General features: G+C 71.8%; 11 protein-coding genes, 2 pseudogenes and 1 riboswitch. Of the genes and pseudogenes, 8 read left to right on the top strand and 5 right to left on the bottom strand.

Annotated features, from left to right (window positions below):
* Positions 1-114 precede the first annotated feature (114 nt).
* From RM446_RS14590 to RM446_RS14580, 3 genes and pseudogenes are all read left to right on the top strand, one after another.
* Positions 115-1,884, top strand: a complete 1,770-nt coding sequence (locus RM446_RS14590; RefSeq protein ID WP_311545825.1) for an ABC-ATPase domain-containing protein — start codon at positions 115-117, stop codon at positions 1,882-1,884.
* 130 nt (positions 1,885-2,014) lie between these two features.
* A pseudogene (locus RM446_RS14585) lies at positions 2,015-2,461 on the top strand (PAC2 family protein); the annotation flags it as partial.
* Between the two features lies 1 nt (position 2,462).
* A pseudogene (locus RM446_RS14580) lies at positions 2,463-3,338 on the top strand (quinone-dependent dihydroorotate dehydrogenase); the annotation flags it as partial.
* Between the two features lie 95 nt (positions 3,339-3,433).
* Here the strand turns inward: RM446_RS14580 and RM446_RS14575 are convergent.
* From RM446_RS14575 to RM446_RS14565, 3 genes are all read right to left on the bottom strand, one after another.
* Positions 3,434-4,936 (bottom strand): polysaccharide deacetylase family protein, encoded by a 1,503-nt coding sequence (locus RM446_RS14575; protein ID WP_311545824.1) that lies wholly within the window; start codon positions 4,934-4,936, stop codon positions 3,434-3,436.
* A 316-nt stretch (positions 4,937-5,252) separates the two neighbouring features.
* Positions 5,253-5,864: a DUF6461 domain-containing protein gene (locus tag RM446_RS14570; RefSeq protein WP_311545823.1), complete on the bottom strand. Its 612-nt coding sequence runs from the start codon at positions 5,862-5,864 to the stop codon at positions 5,253-5,255.
* Positions 5,865-6,170: 306 nt separating this feature from the next.
* Positions 6,171-7,760 (bottom strand): polysaccharide deacetylase family protein, encoded by a 1,590-nt coding sequence (locus tag RM446_RS14565; protein WP_311545822.1) that lies wholly within the window; start codon positions 7,758-7,760, stop codon positions 6,171-6,173.
* A gap of 324 nt (positions 7,761-8,084) precedes the next feature.
* Positions 8,085-8,304: riboswitch (cobalamin riboswitch) on the top strand.
* Positions 8,305-8,459: 155 nt separating this feature from the next.
* Between RM446_RS14565 and metE the strand changes: the two genes are divergently transcribed.
* Positions 8,460-10,733 (top strand): 5-methyltetrahydropteroyltriglutamate--homocysteine S-methyltransferase, encoded by a 2,274-nt coding sequence (metE, locus tag RM446_RS14560; RefSeq protein ID WP_311545821.1) that lies wholly within the window; start codon positions 8,460-8,462, stop codon positions 10,731-10,733.
* Positions 10,734-10,934: 201 nt separating this feature from the next.
* Here metE and RM446_RS14555 read toward each other — a convergent pair whose 3' ends face one another.
* On the bottom strand, positions 10,935-12,056 hold the full coding sequence (locus RM446_RS14555) for a DUF3558 domain-containing protein (RefSeq protein WP_311545820.1): 1,122 nt from the start codon (positions 12,054-12,056) through the stop codon (positions 10,935-10,937).
* Positions 12,057-12,611: 555 nt separating this feature from the next.
* Between RM446_RS14555 and RM446_RS14550 the strand changes: the two genes are divergently transcribed.
* Positions 12,612-12,782 carry a hypothetical protein gene (locus tag RM446_RS14550; RefSeq protein ID WP_311545819.1) on the top strand — a complete coding sequence of 57 codons (171 nt, stop codon included), beginning with the start codon at positions 12,612-12,614 and terminating at the stop codon, positions 12,780-12,782.
* A gap of 68 nt (positions 12,783-12,850) precedes the next feature.
* On the opposite strand, the gene RM446_RS14545 is transcribed toward RM446_RS14550, so the two are convergent.
* Positions 12,851-13,867, bottom strand: coding sequence for a coiled-coil domain-containing protein (locus tag RM446_RS14545; protein WP_311545818.1), 1,017 nt, complete (start codon positions 13,865-13,867; stop codon positions 12,851-12,853).
* 595 nt (positions 13,868-14,462) lie between these two features.
* Here RM446_RS14545 and RM446_RS14540 point away from each other — a divergent pair.
* The 3 genes from RM446_RS14540 to RM446_RS14530 all read left to right on the top strand — a co-directional run bounded on the left by RM446_RS14540 (position 14,463) and on the right by RM446_RS14530 (position 17,827).
* Complete coding sequence (locus tag RM446_RS14540) at positions 14,463-15,752, top strand: extracellular solute-binding protein (protein WP_311545817.1); 1,290 nt, start codon at positions 14,463-14,465, stop codon at positions 15,750-15,752.
* A 264-nt stretch (positions 15,753-16,016) separates the two neighbouring features.
* Positions 16,017-16,910: a carbohydrate ABC transporter permease gene (locus tag RM446_RS14535; protein ID WP_311545816.1), complete on the top strand. Its 894-nt coding sequence runs from the start codon at positions 16,017-16,019 to the stop codon at positions 16,908-16,910.
* Positions 16,907-17,827: a carbohydrate ABC transporter permease gene (locus RM446_RS14530; RefSeq protein WP_311545815.1), complete on the top strand. Its 921-nt coding sequence runs from the start codon at positions 16,907-16,909 to the stop codon at positions 17,825-17,827. Before RM446_RS14535 ends, RM446_RS14530 begins: the two co-directional genes overlap by 4 nt.
* Positions 17,828-17,845: the final 18 nt, after the last annotated feature.

The raw sequence follows: 17,845 nt of genomic DNA, 5'->3' as shown, positions 1-17,845 counted from the left end.
GCCGCGCATACCGCACCGCCGAGCGGGCAGCCGACTTGCGCGCCCTTGGGCCGGCGTCGCCCGGCACAGGCGAGCCCGACGCACGAGAACGCACCATTAGGAGGGAACCGACCGATGCCTGGACGGTACGGGGGCCAGGAACGCCGCCACAGCGGAGGACGTCCGGAGCGGCGCGGCGGTCCGGGCGGCGGAGGCGGCCGCCGCGAGCAGCCGGAGATCCGCGGCCGGCGGGACGACGCACGCCTGGCCGAGGAGCTGCGCAAGATGGACGGCTCCTCTTACGGCCGCTACAAGTCGCTCACCGGCGACTGGTCCTTCCCCGACTTCACGCTGACCGTCGACCGCGTGCAGTCCGACCCCTTCGCGCCGCCCTCCCGCGTCTCCGTGCGCATCCCCGCCGACATCGCCGAACTGCCCGACTCGGCCTGGCATTCGCCGGTGCGCCGCCGGGCCACCGCCGACTACCTGGTGCGCCGCGCCTACCGCGAGCTCAAGGGCGCCCGGCTGCGCATCGACGCGGGCGGGCAGGAGGTGCTCGACCGCGCCGCCTGCCAGATCCGCGACGGCGAGGTCCTGCTGCGGCTGGGCATCGAGATGCCCGGCAACGGCCGCAGGATCGACGGCCGCACCGCCGAGCGCGAGCTGTGCGAGCGGCTGCCCGCCATGGTCGACGTGCTGCGCTGGCCCGCACTCGACGCCGCCGAGGCCGCCGCCTTCGCCGACACGGTCGAGGACACCTGCGCGCTGCGTGACCGCCTGGCCGGACTGGGACTGGTGGCCTTCGTCGCCGACGGCTCGGTGCTGCCGCGCCGCAGCGGCGTCAGCGACCTGCCCATGCAGGGCAGCGCCGTCCCCTTCCGTTCGCCGGAGTCCATGCGCGTCACCGTCAGCCTGCCGCACGCGGGCGAGGTCGGCGGCCTGGGTATCGCCGAAGGCATCACCCTCATCGTCGGCGGCGGCTTCCACGGCAAGTCGACCCTGCTGCACGCCCTGGAGCGCGGCGTCTACGACCACGTGCCCGGCGACGGTCGCGAACTGGTGGTCTCCCGCGCCGACGCGGTCAAGATCCGCGCCGAGGAAGGCCGCCAGGTCGAGCGCACGGATATCGGAGCGTTCGTGCGCAACCTGCCCACCGGCGCCGACACCTCCGACTTCTCGACCGAGAATGCATCGGGCTCCACCTCCCAGGCCGCCAACATCGCCGAGGCCCTCGAAGCCGGGTCCACGGCGCTGCTGATCGACGAGGACACCACCGCCACCAACCTGATGATCCGCGACGCCCGGATGCAGCGCCTGGTGCACGGCGACCGGGAGCCGCTGACCCCCTTCGTCGACCTGGTCCGCCCGCTGCGGCGCGACCACGGGGTCTCCACGGTGCTGGTGATGGGCGGCAGCGGCGACTACTTCGACGTCGCCGACCAGGTCGTCATGCTCGACGGCTACCGCCCCTATGACGTCACCGACCGCGCACGGGAGTTGGCCGCCGAACGCGCCGACGCCGACTTCGCCGCGCCCGCCGCCCGCGTGCTCGACCGCCGCTCGGTCGACGCCACGGCGCGCGGGCGCTCCCGCATCAAGCGCCGCGACATGGACGTGCTCACCTTCGGCGAGAACGAGATCGACGTGCGCAACCTCGCGCAGCTCGTCGACCCCGGCCAGATCATCGGGGTGGGCCTGGCGATGCGGCTGCTGGCCGAGGGCGGCCTGCTCGGCGACGATCGCACGCTCGCCGAAGCGCTGGACGCGCTGGAGGAGCGGCTGGACGGCGACGGGGTGACCGCTCTCGGGCGCGGCTACGCGGGCGACTACGTGCTCCCGCGCCGCTATGAGATCGCCGCCGCGCTGAACCGGCTGCGCAGCCTGCGGGTGCTGCGGTCACAGTGACGGGGACCGCCTCGGCGTTGGGGCGGGGCGGTCGCGCTCGACTATTCTGGACAGCGCATCCGACCGCGCGCCGGAACCGCGCGCATGTTCCCCGCCCCGCCGCCCCGTGTGCGAATGGAGACCCCGCCAGGTGCGTGACCACGCTGACCTCTACCAGCTCCGCCAGGCCGCCGAGGAGGCCGCCGGGACCGTGATGCTGGTCGTACTCGACGGGTTCGTGGACGCCGGTACGGTCGGCCGCCAGGCCGCCGAGGCGCTCTTCGCCGAGTTCGAGGCCGAGGAGATCGCCGCTTTCGACGTCGACCGGCTGCTGGACTACCGGGCCCGCCGCCCCATGCTGACTTTCGTCGAGAGCGCCTACACCGAGTACAGCCCGCCCAAGCTGTCTCTTTACCAGATGCGCGACACCGAGGGCACTCCGTTCCTCCTGCTGCACGGGCTGGAACCCGACCACGAGTGGGAGGCCTTCGCGGCGGCGGTGCGCGACCTCGTCGAGCGGTTCTCCGTGGGCCTCGCCGTGGGCGTGCACGGGATCCCGATGGCCGTTCCGCACACGCGGCCGACCACCGCGACCGCCCGGGTTCGGACATGTCGAGGTCGGCACCGTGACCGCCCATCCGCAGCCGGGCAACCCCGCGCCGCGCCTGTTCCGGCTCACCGCGGACTCCGCGATCGTCAACCGGATGGGCTTCAACAACCACGGCTCCGTCGTGGCCGCCGACCACTTGCGCGCACTGCGCGCCCGGCGCGGCGGCGGCCGTCCGGTGGTCGGCGTCAACATCGGCAAGACCAGGGCGGCGCGCGAGTCCGAAGCGGTGGCCGACTACGTCGAGAGCGCTCGCCGACTGGCGCCCTTCGCCGACTACCTGGTCGTCAACGTCAGCTCGCCGAACACTCCCGGCCTGCGCGACCTCCAGGCCGTCGAACGGCTCCGGCCACTGCTGAGCGAGGTCCGAGCGGCATTGGACGGCGACGGGTTCGGCAGGCTGCCGCTGCTGGTCAAGATCGCTCCGGACCTCGCCGACGACGACGTCGACGCCGTCGCCGACCTCGCCGTCGACCTGGGGCTGGACGGCGTGATCGCCACCAACACCACCATCGATCGCGCGGGCCTGCGCAGTCCCGGCGAGGAGGTCGCGGCCGCCGGAGCGGGCGGGCTCTCCGGCGCGCCGCTGCGCCGGCGATCACTAGAGGTGCTGCGTCGGCTGCGGGCCCGCGCGGGGGACCGGCTGCTGCTCGTCTCGGTCGGCGGGATCTCCACCCCCGAGGACGCCTGGGAGCGTATCCGGGCCGGCGCGACCCTCGTCCAGGGCTACACCGGGCTCATCTACGGCGGACCGCTGTGGCCGCGCCGCATGCACCGCGGTCTGGCGCGCCTGATGCGCTCGGCCGGACACACGTCGGTGGCCGAGGCCGTGGGGGCCGATTCCGACACGGCCGCGCTGCCCGGCTGAACACCCGGCCGCGGACCGCCCGCGGGGCCGTCCGCGGCTTGCGCGAGGCGCACCACCGCCCCCGCCGCCAGGCGCACCGCAGGTAGGACCGAGCGTCAGATCGGGCAGCCGTCCAGGAGGATGCACTCCTCGTTGGCCACCGGGTCCCGGGTGTAGTACGGTCGCCCGGCCTCGGTGTCGCCGAGCAGGTCGGGAACCGTCACCGTGGCCCAGCCCTGCGACTCGAAGTAGTCCAGGATCTCCGGCAGGGCCTCGACAGTGGTCCGCTCGGTGTCGTGCAGCAGCACCAGGCCGCCGGGCGGCGTCGCCGCGGTGACGTTGGTGACGATCTCCTCGGCGCTGATTCCGGTCCAGTCCTCGGAGTCGGTGTCCCAGACGATCTGCGCCTGGCCGTGCTCCTTCGCGACCTCGCCGACCGCCTCGTCGGTGTCGCCGAACGGCGGGCGCAGCAGGTCCGCCTTCACCCCGGCCTCGCGGCGCAGCAGCGCGTCGACGGTGTCCAGCTCGTCGTCCAGCTCGGATCGGGACAGGTCGGTGAACGGCTCGTGGGTCTCGCCGTGGCTGCCGACGGCGTGGCCCGCCGCCCACGTGCGGCCCGCGAGGGCGGGCCGGTTGCGGATCGCGTTGCCCGACAGGAAGAAGGTCGCCGCGGCGTCGCGGCGGGCGAGCAGGTCCAGCACCTCGCCGGTGTGCGGGCTGGGTCCGTCGTCGAAGGTCAGGGCGACGCACACGGTCTCGACGCCGCAGTCGTGGTCCTCGCGGGGCGGCACCGCCCCGGGGACCTCGGGCCCCGGGGGAGCCGGCTCGTCCGGCGGCGGGTCCTGGGGCGCGGAGTCGACGGAGAACGCCCGGGGGTCCGCCCGCGTGGCGGCCAGCACCCGCTCGCCCAGATCCGACAGCAGCGGGCGCACGGCGTCGGCGGCGACCACGGCGACGACGCGGCCCTCGGCGACCGGCGCGACCCGCCCCGCGTCGAACTCCGCGACGAGGCCTCCGTCCGGGTTGAACCCGAGGGAGTCGTAGAGCCGGAAGCCCGGGTGCAGGCGCTGGGGGTCGCCGGTTCCGTGCTGCAGCTCCTCGGCGACGAGGACGTTCAGCTCGCGCAGCTCGGCGTCGCCGGCGAGCAGCTCGGTGGAGTAGGCGGTGCGTCCGGTGCGCACGTCGTAATAGTAGGTGGAGTAGGCGTCGTGGCGGCCGCGGTGGTCGGCCTCGGTGCGGACCATGCGGACCCCGACCAGCCCTTCCGCGGCCGCGGTCAGGTCCCAGTCGACCTCCATGCTTTCCGCCTCGTCGTAGGCGGCCCGGAAGTCCGCGGCCTCGCGGTCGGCGATCGCCGCCAGGCGGTCGGTGAGCGGTTCGGCGCCGGGGATCTCGGGTACCGACCCCCGCACGGCGAAGCCGCCCGAGTCGTCCTCGACGCTGCGCTCGCCGAGGCCGGGCACGTTCTCGGCGGCGAAGGACGTGAACGCGGTCGGCGGGGGGACGGGCGGCGCGAGGGCGTTGCAGCCGGTCGCCGCGGCGAGCGCGGCCGCCACCAGGACGAGGGCCCGGCCGCGCGCCGGCGCGCTCGGTGCGGGGCCCGCAGGAGATGGGGTCATGCGCCGGAGTGTTCCTTCCACGTGGCCGACTGCGCCGCATCCGGGCCGGACGGCGGGTCGCGCCGGATCCGGACCGCGTCGGCGTCCCTGCAAGAAACGTAGGACATGCGGTACCGCCGAAGCACAGGGTTGCAGAATGTGACCACAACAGGTCAGCGACCTGCGGAGGACAACGCATTCGGGCACTCGGGCGTCGCCGCGCCGCCGGGCCGGAGCGGTGGTGCGGAACGCCCCCGCGCGCGGGTCGGGCCGCCCCGCCTCGGGCACGCCCGCCGGGTCTTGTGCCGGGGCGCCGCCCGCGTCGGGACGAGGGGGATCAGCGGGGCGTGAGGGGGAGCGCGGAGTCCAGCTCGGCGCCCAGCAGAGGGCCCGCGAGGTGGGAGGAGCGGATACGCACGCCGGTCACGCGGTCGGCCAGCGCCAGCACCGCGGCGGCGGGCTCGGTCTCGGCGGCGGTGCCGCCCAGGCCCACGGCGCCCATCTGGGCCTCCAGGGAGTCGGGGCGGGTACCCCGGCGCACCCGCGGCGTGCGGGCGTCGAAGAAGGTCTGCAGCACGCCGTCGATGACCCAGCGGAACTCGTAGCGGTGGTCCATCAGCACCCGCACCGACACCAGCTCGGTCTCGGCCGAGAGCGCGCGGTAGCACTCGGGCCGGGTGGCCCGGCAGCCGGTCGGCTCGATGATCACCGTCCAGCCGCCGACCGCCAGCGCGTGCACGGTCATCGGGGGGCGGTCGTCGGCGCAGCAGAGTGCGGCCTCGACGGCCTCGGCGATGGGCAGGCAGCGCATGTCGCGCTCGGCCACACCGAGCCGCCCCAGAGCGGCGGCCTTGCCGAGTCCTCGGACGTAGGAGAGGCAGTACGCTTCGGCGAGGTCCGGCTGAGTCTCCCGCAACCAGGCATAGTCGCGGGCCAACGCAACGGCCATCGGAATTCCCTTCACGTCCACGGGGCACGCTGTGGTGGCTGCTCACATCGTCGGGAACGACCGCCTTCACCCTTCGCGTTCCCCCGGGGAGCCCCGCTATGCAGGCCGGTTGAGGACACGCCGGCGCGGTTCGGCGGTCCCTGCCCGGGTACCCGGGTACCCGGCGGGGTCCGTCCCAGTGCCACGGCGCACCAGCCTACGCGCGCACGCGGGTGCCCCGCACCGGGGACACCCCGCGTCCTGTCGCCGCGCTTGCGCGGCCGCCCGGCCGCCCGCACCGGCGAACGCCCAGGCCACCGCCTCTCGTCAGTTCGACGGGCTCTCCGAGCCCGACGGTTCGGGCTTCGGCGGGTGGCCGTCGATGTACTTCTTTCCGGGGTCGGTCTCGCCGAGCAGTTGCGACACCGTGACCATGGTGTAACCCTTCTTGTCCAGCCGCTTGAGCATGTCGGGTACGGCGTCGACCGTCGTGCCGTGGATGTCGTGCATCAGCACGATCGATCCGGGCCGGGCGCGCTCGACGGCGCGGTCGCTGACGAGCTCCGAATCGTGGTCGCGCCAGTCGTTGGTGTCGATGCTCCACAGGATCTGCGCCTGGCCCAGCTCCGTCGTGACGTCGGCGACGCCCTCGTCGGTGGCGCCGTAAGGCGGGCGCATCAGATCCATGCTGTAGCCGGTCTCGCGCCGGACGAGCCCGTTGACCGTCGTCAGCTCGTCGCCGATCCCGTCCTTGCCCAGCGAGGTGAGGTCGGGGTGGTGGACCGTGTGGTTGGCCAGCTCGTGCCCCTCGGCGTACTCGCGGCGGACCGTGTCGGGGAACTCGCGCACCGGCTCGCCCGTGACGAAGAACGTCGCCTTTGCGTCGTACTTCGCCAGCGTGTCGAGCAACTCCGGCGTGCGCCCTCCCGGGCCGTCGTCGAAGGTCAGCGCGATGCACTTGGAGTCGGGAGAGTCGCAGTCGACCTCGTCGGGATCCGTGGCGAAGGTCCCCGGGACGCTGCCCTCAGGCGGGCTGTCCTTGGGCGCGCTCGCGGCGTTGGTGATCTCGAACTCGGGAGTGACCACCACGGCGGCGTCGCGGGCCCGCTCGCCGAACGACGAGAGCAGCGGCGCCGCCGCCTTCCCGGGTACGACGGCGCGGACCCGGCCCTTCTTCGGCGGGGCGACCTGGCCCTCGTCGAACTCCACGACGAGGTCGCCGTCGGGGTTGAAGCCCACGGAGTCGTACATCTCGGCGATGGGGTGCAGCTTCGAGGCGTCGACACCGCCCCGGTCCTTCAACCGCTTCTTGACCAGCCCGTCGAGCTCCTCCAGGCTGCCCTGGCCGTCCAGCAGCTCGGTGGAGTAGGCGGTGCGGCCGGACTCGGTGTTGTACCAGTAAGTGGAGTGGCCGGTCCGCTTGCCGCCGCCGTCCTTCTCGTGCTGGGTGAGGCGTACCGCCAGGACGTTGCCGCCCGCGACGCTCACCTGCCAGTCGACGGTGTAGGACTTCGCTCCCCGTTCGGCGCTCGCGAAGTCCTGCGCGTCCTGCTCGGTGATCTCGCCGAGCCGCTCGGTGAACGGGCCGGCCTTGGGCACGCGCGGGTAGGACACGTGCGTCTCCACACCACCGTCGAGGGTCTCGGTGGAGGTCTGCTCCTCAAGACCGGGGATGTGCTCCGTGTCGACGGCGGTCAGCTCGTCCGCTGCACCCGTGGCCGGCGTGGCACCGGGCGATGCCGACGCCGATGCACCCGACGATGCAGGGTCGGCCCCGCCGCCCGTGCAGGCGGTCAGTGCCAGCAGCAGCGCCAGAGCCGCCGCGGCGGAAACTGTACTCGCGGTTGCTGTTCGAGAGCGGAGTGTGACGGCGCCTGGCCGGAAGCCAGTATGCGAGCCGACTGGCTGGTGCTTCAACTGGTGCGCGTCCTTCACGGTTCTGGAGTCGGGTGCCGGTGAATGTGTCGCTCTGGGAATCCGCGCGGGTTCCGCGAATGACATATCAATTCGGACACGGTCCATCGGTCGAGGGTAATCTCCGCAGAGGTGAATTAGTCGACAGAAGACGTCATGATGCGGCCAACAACTGCACAAGCTTGGCAAAGTCCGCCTGCCCCCGCGCGTCGGCCTCGCGTCCGCCGGAGCGGTTCGGGCGGCCGCCGCCAGGCCTCGTCCGGTCGCTGCGCAGGCCCGGGATCGCTGTGTGGGGAGGCGTCCGCGGGCGGTCGTGACTGCCTGGACTATAGTTGCAGCCGCGGTCGGTACGCGCACGTTGAGCCGTGCGTGTCGCAAGAGGGAACCCGGTGCGAATCCGGGACTGCCCCGCAGCGGTAAGTGGGAACGAAAGCCGCCATCGCACTGGGCGTTTGCGCCTGGGAAGCGGCGGCCGGTAGGAGGAGCGGCCCGATCGGGCCGTGCCGCGCCCGCGAGTCCGAATACCTGCCACCGCCCGCGGGCTGACACGCCCGCGGTGGTCCGTGCGCCCCGAGGGAGGGCCAGGGCGGTGGCGCTCCTGTGCGCTCGCACCCCCTCTCCCGCGGCCGCGGATCGTCCGGCTGATCGACGAGGGAGAGAACAAGCCATGCGAGAAGGCCACACGTCCGCGGGCGGTGCCGCATGATCCCCACGACCGTCCACGGATACCCGCGCATCGGCGGCGACCGGGAGCTGAAGCGCGCCTGCGAGTCCTACTGGGACGGCCGCTCCGGCGCCGCCGATCTGGACGCCGTCGCCGCGCGCCTGCGCCGCGAAGTCTGGGAGTCGCTGCGCGACGCCGGGATCGGCACGATCCCGTCCAACACGTTCTCCTACTACGACCACGTCCTCGACAACGCGGTCCTGTTCGGGCTGGTGCCCGAGCGATTCCGGGCGGCGTTCGAGGCCGCCGATGACCGCGAGTCCGAACTCGCCGCCTATTTCGCCATGGCGCGCGGCACCGGCGACCTCCCGCCCATGGAGATGACCAAGTGGTTCGACACGAACTACCACTACCTGGTCCCCGAACTGTCGCCCGCGACGCGGCCGCGCCTGGCGGGCGGCAAGCCGCTGTCGGAGTACACCCAGGCCAAGGGACTGGGCGTGCCCACCCGGCCGGTGCTCGTAGGCCCGCTGACGTTCCTGATGCTGGCCAAGCCCGCCGCGGACGCCCCCGAGGGCTGGCGGCCCCTGAACCTGCTCGACGACCTGCTGGCGTGCTACTCCGAACTGCTCGATCGGCTGTCGGCCGTGGGCGCCCGGTCGGTGCAGCTCGACGAGCCGATCCTGGCGAGCGACGAGGGCCGCGCCGAGCTGCCGGCCCTGGAGCACGCCTACGGCCGCCTGGGCGCCCAGGCCCGGCGGCCCGAGCTGTTGGTCTCCACCTACTTCGGTGCGATCGGCGCGCAGGCGCTCGAGGTGCTCAAGGGCACCGGCGTCGAGCAGATCGGCCTGGACCTCGCCAGCGGCCCCGAAGGCGTCGCCGAGCTGGCGCGCGTCTCGGGCCTGGGTGACAAGACCCTGGTCGCGGGTGTCGTCGACGGGCGCAACGTCTGGCGCGCCGACATGCCCGGGAAGCTGTCGACGCTGGGGTCCGTCCTGGGCCTGGCCGGCCGGGTCGAGGTGAGCACCTCCTGCTCGCTGCTGCACGTGCCGATCGACCTGGACGCCGAGCCCGGCATGGACCCGGCGGTGCGCGAGCGGCTTGCGTTCGCCAAGCAGAAGGTCGACGAGGTGGTGCTGCTCGGCCGCGCCCTTTCCGAGGGTGACGGGGCCGCCGCGGCTGAGCTGAAGGCCGCCCGCGGATCAGCGCCCGCGTCCTTCACCAACTCCCGGGTGCGCGCCCGGCTGGAGGCGCTGGGCGGTGCGACCACCCGCGTGGGCGACGGGCGGCGAACGGTCGCCGGCAAGGAGCCCGTGCTGGCGACGACCACCATCGGCTCCTTCCCGCAGACGCCCGAGGTCCGCAGGGCCCGCGCCGACCACCGGGCCGGACGCATCGGCGACGGGGAGTACGAGCGCCTGATGCGCGCGGAGATCGACCGCGTCATCAAGCTCCAGGAGGACATCGGCCTGGACGTGCTCGTGCACGGCGAGCCCGAGCGCAACGACATGGTGCAGTACTTCGCCGAGCAGCTCGACGGCTACGCCACCACCGCCAACGGCTGGGTCCAGTCCTACGGGTCGCGGTGCGTGCGCCCGCCGATCCTCTACGGAGACGTGTCGCGCCCCGAGCCGATGACGGTCGACTGGATCACCTACGCCCAGTCCCGCACGGACAGGCCGGTCAAGGGCATGCTCACCGGTCCGGTGACCATGCTGGCGTGGTCGTTCGTGCGCGACGACCAGCCGCTGGGAGACACCGCCCGCCAGGTGGCGCTGGCGCTGCGCGACGAGATCGCCGACCTGGAGAAGGGGGGCATCCGCCACATCCAGGTCGACGAGGCCGCGCTGCGCGAGCTGCTGCCCCTGCGGGAGGAGTCGCGCGCGGACTACCTGGCCTGGGCCGTCGAGTCGTTCCGGCTGGCGACCTCGGGCGTGGCGGCGAGCACCCGCATCCACACCCACATGTGCTACTCGGAGTTCGGCAGGATCGTCGGGGCGATCGAGGCGCTCGACGCCGACGTCACCAGCGTGGAGGCCGCCCGCTCGCACATGGAACTCGTCGGCGACCTCTCCGCGAAGGGCTACCGCCGGGCGATCGGCCCGGGAGTCTACGACATCCACTCCCCGCGGGTGCCCTCGGTTGAGGAGATCGAGGCGTCGCTGCGCAGCGCGCTGAGGGCGCTCTCGCCCGAGCAGCTGTGGGTCAACCCCGACTGCGGGCTGAAGACCCGCGGGTACGCGGAGGTCGAGCCCGCGCTGCGCAACCTGGTCGAGGCGGCGCGGCGGGTCCGCGCCGAGCTGGGCCGCTGATGTAGGACGGCGGTAGGCGGCGCGGAGCGCGTCTCCCCCGGCCCGCCTACCGCCCACTCGGCACCGGCTGCGCGGGCGCCGCGGGCGGACTCCGGCCCCGCCGCGCGGTCGGCGCGGGCGCCGAGGATCCGGACACGCGAACACACGAAGGGGGTGCGGCTGCGGGCCGCACCCCCTTCGCCTCGCGCGCAGCGCGTCGCCTCAGCCTCCGATGGGGCTGAGCGACTCCTCGCCGAGGTCGTTCATCAGGCCCTCGACGTCGGAGAACTCCAGCGGCGCCGGGGTGTCCTCGTCCGCGGAGAGGCCGGGGGAGAGGGAGTAGCGCACCTCGACGTTCATGTTGCCCTTGCGGACCAGCATGGTCGCGACCGAGTCCTGGGTGCTCAGCACGACCTCGGTGGAGAACACGAGCACGGCCTCGTCACCGAGGTCCGCCTCCTCCTCGTTGTGGACCTCCAGCTCGCTGTAGCTGTTGCCCTCGTCGGTGGCGTAGTCCAGGTTGGACTGGAACTCCTCCTTGGCGCCCTCGATCGAGTCGGACCCGCCGTAGGGGGTCTGGTAGGTGACCGAGAGCCCGCCGTAGGTCTCGCCCTCGCCCTCGACGTACCAGTTGCACGACGAGGAGGCGTCGGTGAGATTCTTGCTGCCGTCCTGGATCCCGTGCTCGGCGAGCATGTCCTCCGGGATCGCGGCGCAGGGGTCCTCGGGCAGCGCGTAGGGCGGGCCGCCGGCCTGATCGGTGTCCCCGTCCCCGGTGTCGCCGCTCGCGTCGTCGTCCGGGGGCGCCGTGGTTTCGTCGGGCGTGGGGGTGGGGTCGGTGACGGGAGGCTGCTCACCGGGGTTGCGCAGCAGCACGACCAGGACCGCGATCACCAGTACGACGATCACGGCGCCGCCGGCGATGACGATGAACAGGCCGGCGTTGCTCTTCTTGGGCGGCGGGTAGCCGCCGCCGGGGTCCATCGGTCCGCCGGGTCCGCCGGGGCCGTAGGGAGGCTGGCCGCCGGCGAACATCTGCTGCTCGTGCGGCTGCTGGAACTGCGGTCCGCCGGGAGGGCCCTGGGGGGCGTAGCCGCCTGGAGGGCCGTAGCCGGGCTGGCCGCCCGAAGGGTCGTTGTAGGGACCGCCCTGCGGCTGCTGGGGGTACGGCTGCTGCGGCGCCTGGTAAGGCCCGCTCCCGTAGGGCTGGCCGGGAGGGGGAGGAGGCGCACCCTGGTCGGGTCCGGGCTGGCCGTAGCCGCCGTAGGGCGGCTGCTGCCCGCCCGAGCCGCCCTCGCCCTCCGGGTACTGCGGAGGCTGTGTGTAGGGCCCGTTGTCGCTCATGACTCCCCTCGCGCCGCTGAGTTCGAAACGCTGTCTGAGACGCGCGTCGGTGTGCTTCCGGTTCCACCACCTGCGGCCGCCCTCGGTCGCCGTGGGCGGGCCGCGGGGGACGCGCGTGCTCCCGGACCGGTTCCGGGCGCAGGTGTGACCGCGCCGAAGGCACGGGCTCTCCACGGCCCCCGGCCGCGTCGCGGCCGGCCGTGCCCGCTGGTGGAGTCGCGGGCCAGGGCCGGGGTTCGCATCCTAGCGTCCGAGTTTGCACGCGAGAGTGGCGGGGATGGGCCGGGACCGCGGATATCGTCACCGTTTCGTGGCAGGAACGTACTCTTTCGTGTCCTGGGCAGGGGCGATTGCGGTACCCGGCAGGCAGTGCCGGATCCGGGGCCGGAACCGGACGCCTCGGCGGCGCCGGCGCCGCCGAGGCGGATCGTTGCCTGATCGCAACAGCCGGGGGAGTGCGGGGCCGGGTGGCGGACTACGGTGGAACCGTTTCCTCTACGCATCCGTCCGGGACAGCCCCGGCCCGCGCGGCCGCAGGGGGCGGAAAGGTCCTCAATGCCATCGTCGGACTCCGGCGGCTCCACGCCCCCCTCGCAGAAGCGCCGCGCGAGCGGGTACGGGCCATTCGCCTGGACCGTCTTCGTCCTGGCGATCGTCTCGGTCCTGGTCCTGCTCGGCGGCTGCGTGTCGGTCCTCTACGGCCCGCTGGTGACAGGCGACACCTGATTCTCCGGGAACGGTGCCCGGGACCGGTCCGCCGGGCGGGCGGCGGTCCGGGCATCGGAGCATCCCGGCTAGAACATCGAGATGTGCACGTGGTCGTAGTGGTTCTCGGTGATGCTGCCGCGGTCCTCCATGGGGCGCCAGCCCTCGCCGCCCCGGCGGATGTCCCAGATCTCCTGGCGGTAGATGATGTACATGATCCCCAGCCGATCGGCGTTCTCCTGCGCCCAGTCGGCGATCCGCTGGCCGCGCTTCACCTGATCGGACGAGGGCATCTGACCGTTGGCGTCGACCATGAAGTCGCAGGCGCGGCCCTTGGGGTGCTCGCCCACGACCCATCCGCCGTCGGGCCGGTAGCAGCCGACGCCGCCGGTGCCGGGGCTCTCGCCGAACTTCTCGATGACCAGCTTGCGCATCTGCTCGGTGCGCGGCGTGATGTTGTAGGGCCCCTGCATCTCCTGCACGGGGTAGTCGGCGATCATCTTCTGCACGTCGGCGCGCCGGTCCTCCAGCTCGTCGAGGTCCTTCTCGACCTCGTCGACCTTCTCCTCGGCGTTCTGCTGCGCCTTCTCGTCGCGCTCGATGGCCTGTTCGAGCTGGTCCACCTTGTCCTGGTTGGTCGCCGAGAGGTGACCCACGAGCTGGGCCTGGTCGATGATGGCCTGCGGGTCGTCCTCGACGAACATGGCCAGGGCGGGGTCGAGGCCGCCGCCGGTGTAGCTGGCGACCGCCAGCTGGCGCACCTGCTTCTGGGCGTCGCGGACCTCTTCTCGGGTGCTGTCGGCGCGCTCCTCGGCGGCCTCCGCCTCCTCGATGACCGCGTTCATGTCGTTCAGCTCGCCGCGGTACTCGTCACTGAGGCCGTCGGCGCGGCCGCGGAGCTCGGACAGGCTCGGGTCGGCGGGCAGGGGCGCGGCGCTGGACGGCAGGGAGACCAGCGAGCACGCTGCCAGCACAGCGGCGGCCAGAGCAGCCGCCGTGCCGCGGCGGCCGGCTCCGGGCGGGTCGTCGAGGTCGCGCGGGCACGGGGGATCAGGCGCCCAGAAGTCGGCGAAGTCATTCGCGCGGTCGGGTCGTTCGGACTCCACGTGGGTCGCTCTCCTCGGCTGGCGCGCCCGCCGGACGGGGAAGGCGCGCTCTCGATCGGATGCGCGGTAGGACTCGGCGCGGCCGCGTAGGGATCGTAGGCGGTTCAAGGTGCGCACCGAGCGCCTGTGAACAGGGCGGTGTTTAATCTGTCGCAGGTTAGGGCAACAAACTAAGTTTGCCAATCGATGGCCTGCCCAAGGGGCGCCTTTGATTGTACGGAGGCGTCGCCGGCGGGTGGGGCGGGCACGCCGGAACGGATTCGGGCCGGTGGGAGCCCTGGAGCGAGCCCGCGCCGCGGGCCGCGCGCCGCCCCGGCGGGCGCCGGGGACGGGTGCGGCGAAGCTGCGCTTCCTCCGTCGCGCCATCGGCTCCCAGGTCAACCGTGGGTTAATCCTCTGTTCGGACGGTGTGTCGGGCGCGCCCGACGGTGCTGGAGCGGTGCGTGGGACGTCTCCACGGTAACGGTTGGGTTTCTTCGAGGGGTCCGGGCATTGACTGCGCGAGTGTGACCCGATTCTCTTATGGGAGCGCTCCCAAGCGGGGGTACGGGGACGCGGTCAGATTGGAATCCTCGTGTGACGTAAGGGGTCGCAGATGTTTAAGCGTAGGCGCGGTGCCAATGTGGCCACCGCGATGCTGGGCGGCGGAGCACTGCTCCTCGCCACCGCATGCGGTGGCGGAGGAGGCGCCGACGACGGTGAGATCAACCTCGTCGTCGACACCTTCGGGACCATGGGCTACGACGCCCGCATCAAGGCGTTCGAGGAGGAGCACCCCAACGTCACGGTCGAAGAGCGCAACGTCGCCGACCTGGCGAACTACACCCCGCAGCTGCAGCAGAACATCGCAGCCGGCAGCGGTGCGGGCGACGTCGTCGCGATCGAGGAGGGCATCATCGCCCAGTTCCTCGCGCAGCCGGACCAGTTCGTCGACCTGAACGACCACGAAGGGGCGAAGCTGGAGGACGGCTACCTGCCGTGGAAGTGGGAGCAAGGGCACGCGCCCGACGGGGAGCTGGTCGGCCTGGGCACCGACATCGGGTCCATGGGCATGTGCTACAACGTGCCGCTCTTCGACGAGGCCGGGCTGCCCACCGAGCCGGACAAGGTCGCTGAGCTCTGGCCCACCTGGGACGACTTCGTCTCCACGGGTGAGGACTTCATGGACGCCGACACCGGGGCGTCCTTCGTCTCCACGATCCAGCCCTACTTCCGCGCGGTCCTCGCCCAGCACGGCGGCGAGCCGTACCAGAACCGCGAGGGCGAGCTGATCATCGAACAGCAGGAGACCACGCGGGACTCCTACGACACCGTCACCGCGATGTCCGAGGCCGGCCTGTCGGGCAGCCTGCCGATCTGGTCCGAGGAGTGGAACGCCGGCATCCAGAACAACTCCTTCGCCACCCTGCCCTGCCCGGCGTGGATGCTCGGCACGCTCGAGGACACCGCCGGCGACGAGGGCAACGGCCAGTGGAACGTCGCGGGCGTCCCCGGTGAAGGCGGCAACTGGGGCGGCTCGTTCCTCGCCGTCCCCACGCAGGGCGAGAACCAGGACATGGCCGTCGAGCTGGCCAAGTTCCTGACAAGCAAGGAGGGCCAGCTGAGCGCCTGGGAGGAAGCCAACGTGCTGCCCTCCAACCCCGAGGCGCTGCAGGACCCGAAGGTCACGGAATTCACCCGCCCGTACTTCAACGACGCACCGGTCGGTGAGATCTACAGCTCGACCGCCATGGAGCTGAAGCCCGTCTACTTCGGCCCCGACAGCCAGGCGATCGACGACGGGTTCCGCGCCGCCCTGGAGTCCGTCGAGCAGGGACAGGCCTCGCCCAGCGAAGGCTGGGAGACGGCCCTTGAGGAGGCCAAGCGCGCCACCGGCGAAGGCTGACCCTCCCCGGCCCGGCGGCCCGGCCTCTCCCCTCCGGCGGTGACGCGGCGACCACGCCCCGTCACCGCCTGGCCGGGCCGCCTTTCACGCTGGCAAGACCCGACCGCTTCAGCAGCTCCTGGTCCCTCCAGGGCATTTCGAAAGGAGTGCGACGTGACCTCCCTGCAGCACGGCGCTCCACCGTCACCCCCGCCGGGGTCGGCGGGAGGTGCCGGTACCCGTCCTCCCGGCCCACGGGAGCGGGCGCGTGCTCGCCGCAGCCAGATGTTGAGCAGGCTCGACATCCGAACCTCGCCCTACCTGTTCATCACCCCGTTCTTCCTGCTGTTCGGGGTGTTCGGCCTCTTCCCGCTGCTCTACACGATGTGGGTCTCCCTGCACGACTGGAGTCTCCTCGGGGGCAACGAGGGATTCGCCGGGTTGGACAACTACGTCCGCCTCGTCGGCGACGAGAAGTTCTGGAACTCGCTCTACAACACCCTGGGCATCTTCGTCATCGCGGTCGTTCCCCAACTGCTGCTCGCCCTGCTCTTGGCCGACACGCTCAACCGCCGCATCCGCTTCGCCAACGTCTTCCGGATGACGCTGATCCTGCCGTACATCACCTCCATCGCCGCGCTGGCCATCGTCTTCAGCGTGGTCTTCGGCGGCGAGCAGTTCGGCCTGATCAACCAGGTGCTGACCGCGCTGGGCCTGGACCCCGTCGCCTGGCAGGGCGACCGCTACTGGTCCTGGGCCGCGATCGCGACGATGATCGACTGGCGCTGGACGGGCTACAACGCGCTCATCTACCTGGCCGCGATGCAGTCGATCCCCAAGGACGTCTACGAGGCCGCCGACCTCGACGGCGCGTCGCGCCTGCGGCAGTTCGCCCAGATCACCGTCCCGCTGCTGCGGCCGACGATCATCTTCACGGTCATCATCTCCACGATCGGCCAGATGCAGCTGTTCACCGAGCCCACGATCTTCGGGAACAACGGCTACGCCGGCGGCACGCAGGGCCAGTTCCAGACGGTGATGATGCTCGTCTTCCAGGAGACGTTCGACTACCAGAACTTCGGCTACGCCGCCGCGATCTCTTGGGTGCTGTTCCTGATCGTGGTGCTCATGGGACTGATCAACGTGTGGCTCACCAGCCGGATCAAGGGGGCGCAATGACGGCCACGACCACCAGGCGGCCCGCCCAGCCGCGGTCGCCGCAGCGCCGCCGACCGCAGAAGAGCCGGCGCGCGGGCGGCGGTCTGCGCCGCATGCGCCAGGCCACACCGCTGACCTACTTCGCGCTGATCCTGACCTTCGTCCTGTCGGTATTCCCGTTGTGGTGGATGCTCGTCGTCGCCACGCGCACCACGAGGGCCGCCTCGCAGTTCCCGCCGGCACTCCTGCCGGGAGGAAACCTCTTCACCAACGTCAGCCGGCTCTTCACCAACTCCTCAGCGAACTTCACCACGGGCATGCTGAACTCGGTCATCGCCTCAACGACGGTGGCCGTCTCGGTCGTGTTCTTCTGCTCGCTGGCCGGCTTCGCCCTGGCCAAGCTGAGCTTCAAGGGCCGCGGCTTCTTCACCGTGGCGGTGGTCATCACCATGGCCGTGCCCGTGCAGATCGGCCTGGTCCCGCTGCTGATCCTGATGGACTGGCTGGGCTGGCGGGGCGAGCTGCAGTCGGTGATCGTCCCGTTCATGGTCAGCGGTTTCGGCGTGTTCATGATGCGCCAGTACGTGCTGCAGACCATCCCCGACGACCTGATGGAGGCGGCCCGCATCGACGGCTGCTCCACGTTCCGGATCTACTGGAGCGTCGTCCTCCCGGCCCTGCGGCCGGCGATGGTCGTGCTGGGCCTGCTGACGTTCATGCAGACATGGAACGAGTTCATCTGGGCGATCGCGGTGCTGACACCGGACAACCCCACGGTGCAGTTCTCCATCCAGCAGCTGAACCAGTCGGCATACTCGCGCGACTTCGCCCTGATGTTCACCGGCGCGACCTTCGCGACTCTGCCCCTGCTGCTCATTTTCTTCGTGTTCGGCCGCCAGCTGGTCGGGCGCATCATGGAAGGTGCGATCAAAGCGTGACCCAATCACACGTGTCCA

This window comes from Streptomonospora wellingtoniae (assembly GCF_031845375.1).
Classification (GTDB): Bacteria; Actinomycetota; Actinomycetes; order Streptosporangiales; family Streptosporangiaceae; genus Streptomonospora; species Streptomonospora wellingtoniae.
Note: the sequence above shows the minus strand (reverse complement) of the source record. Positions and strands in the feature narration are given on the sequence as shown.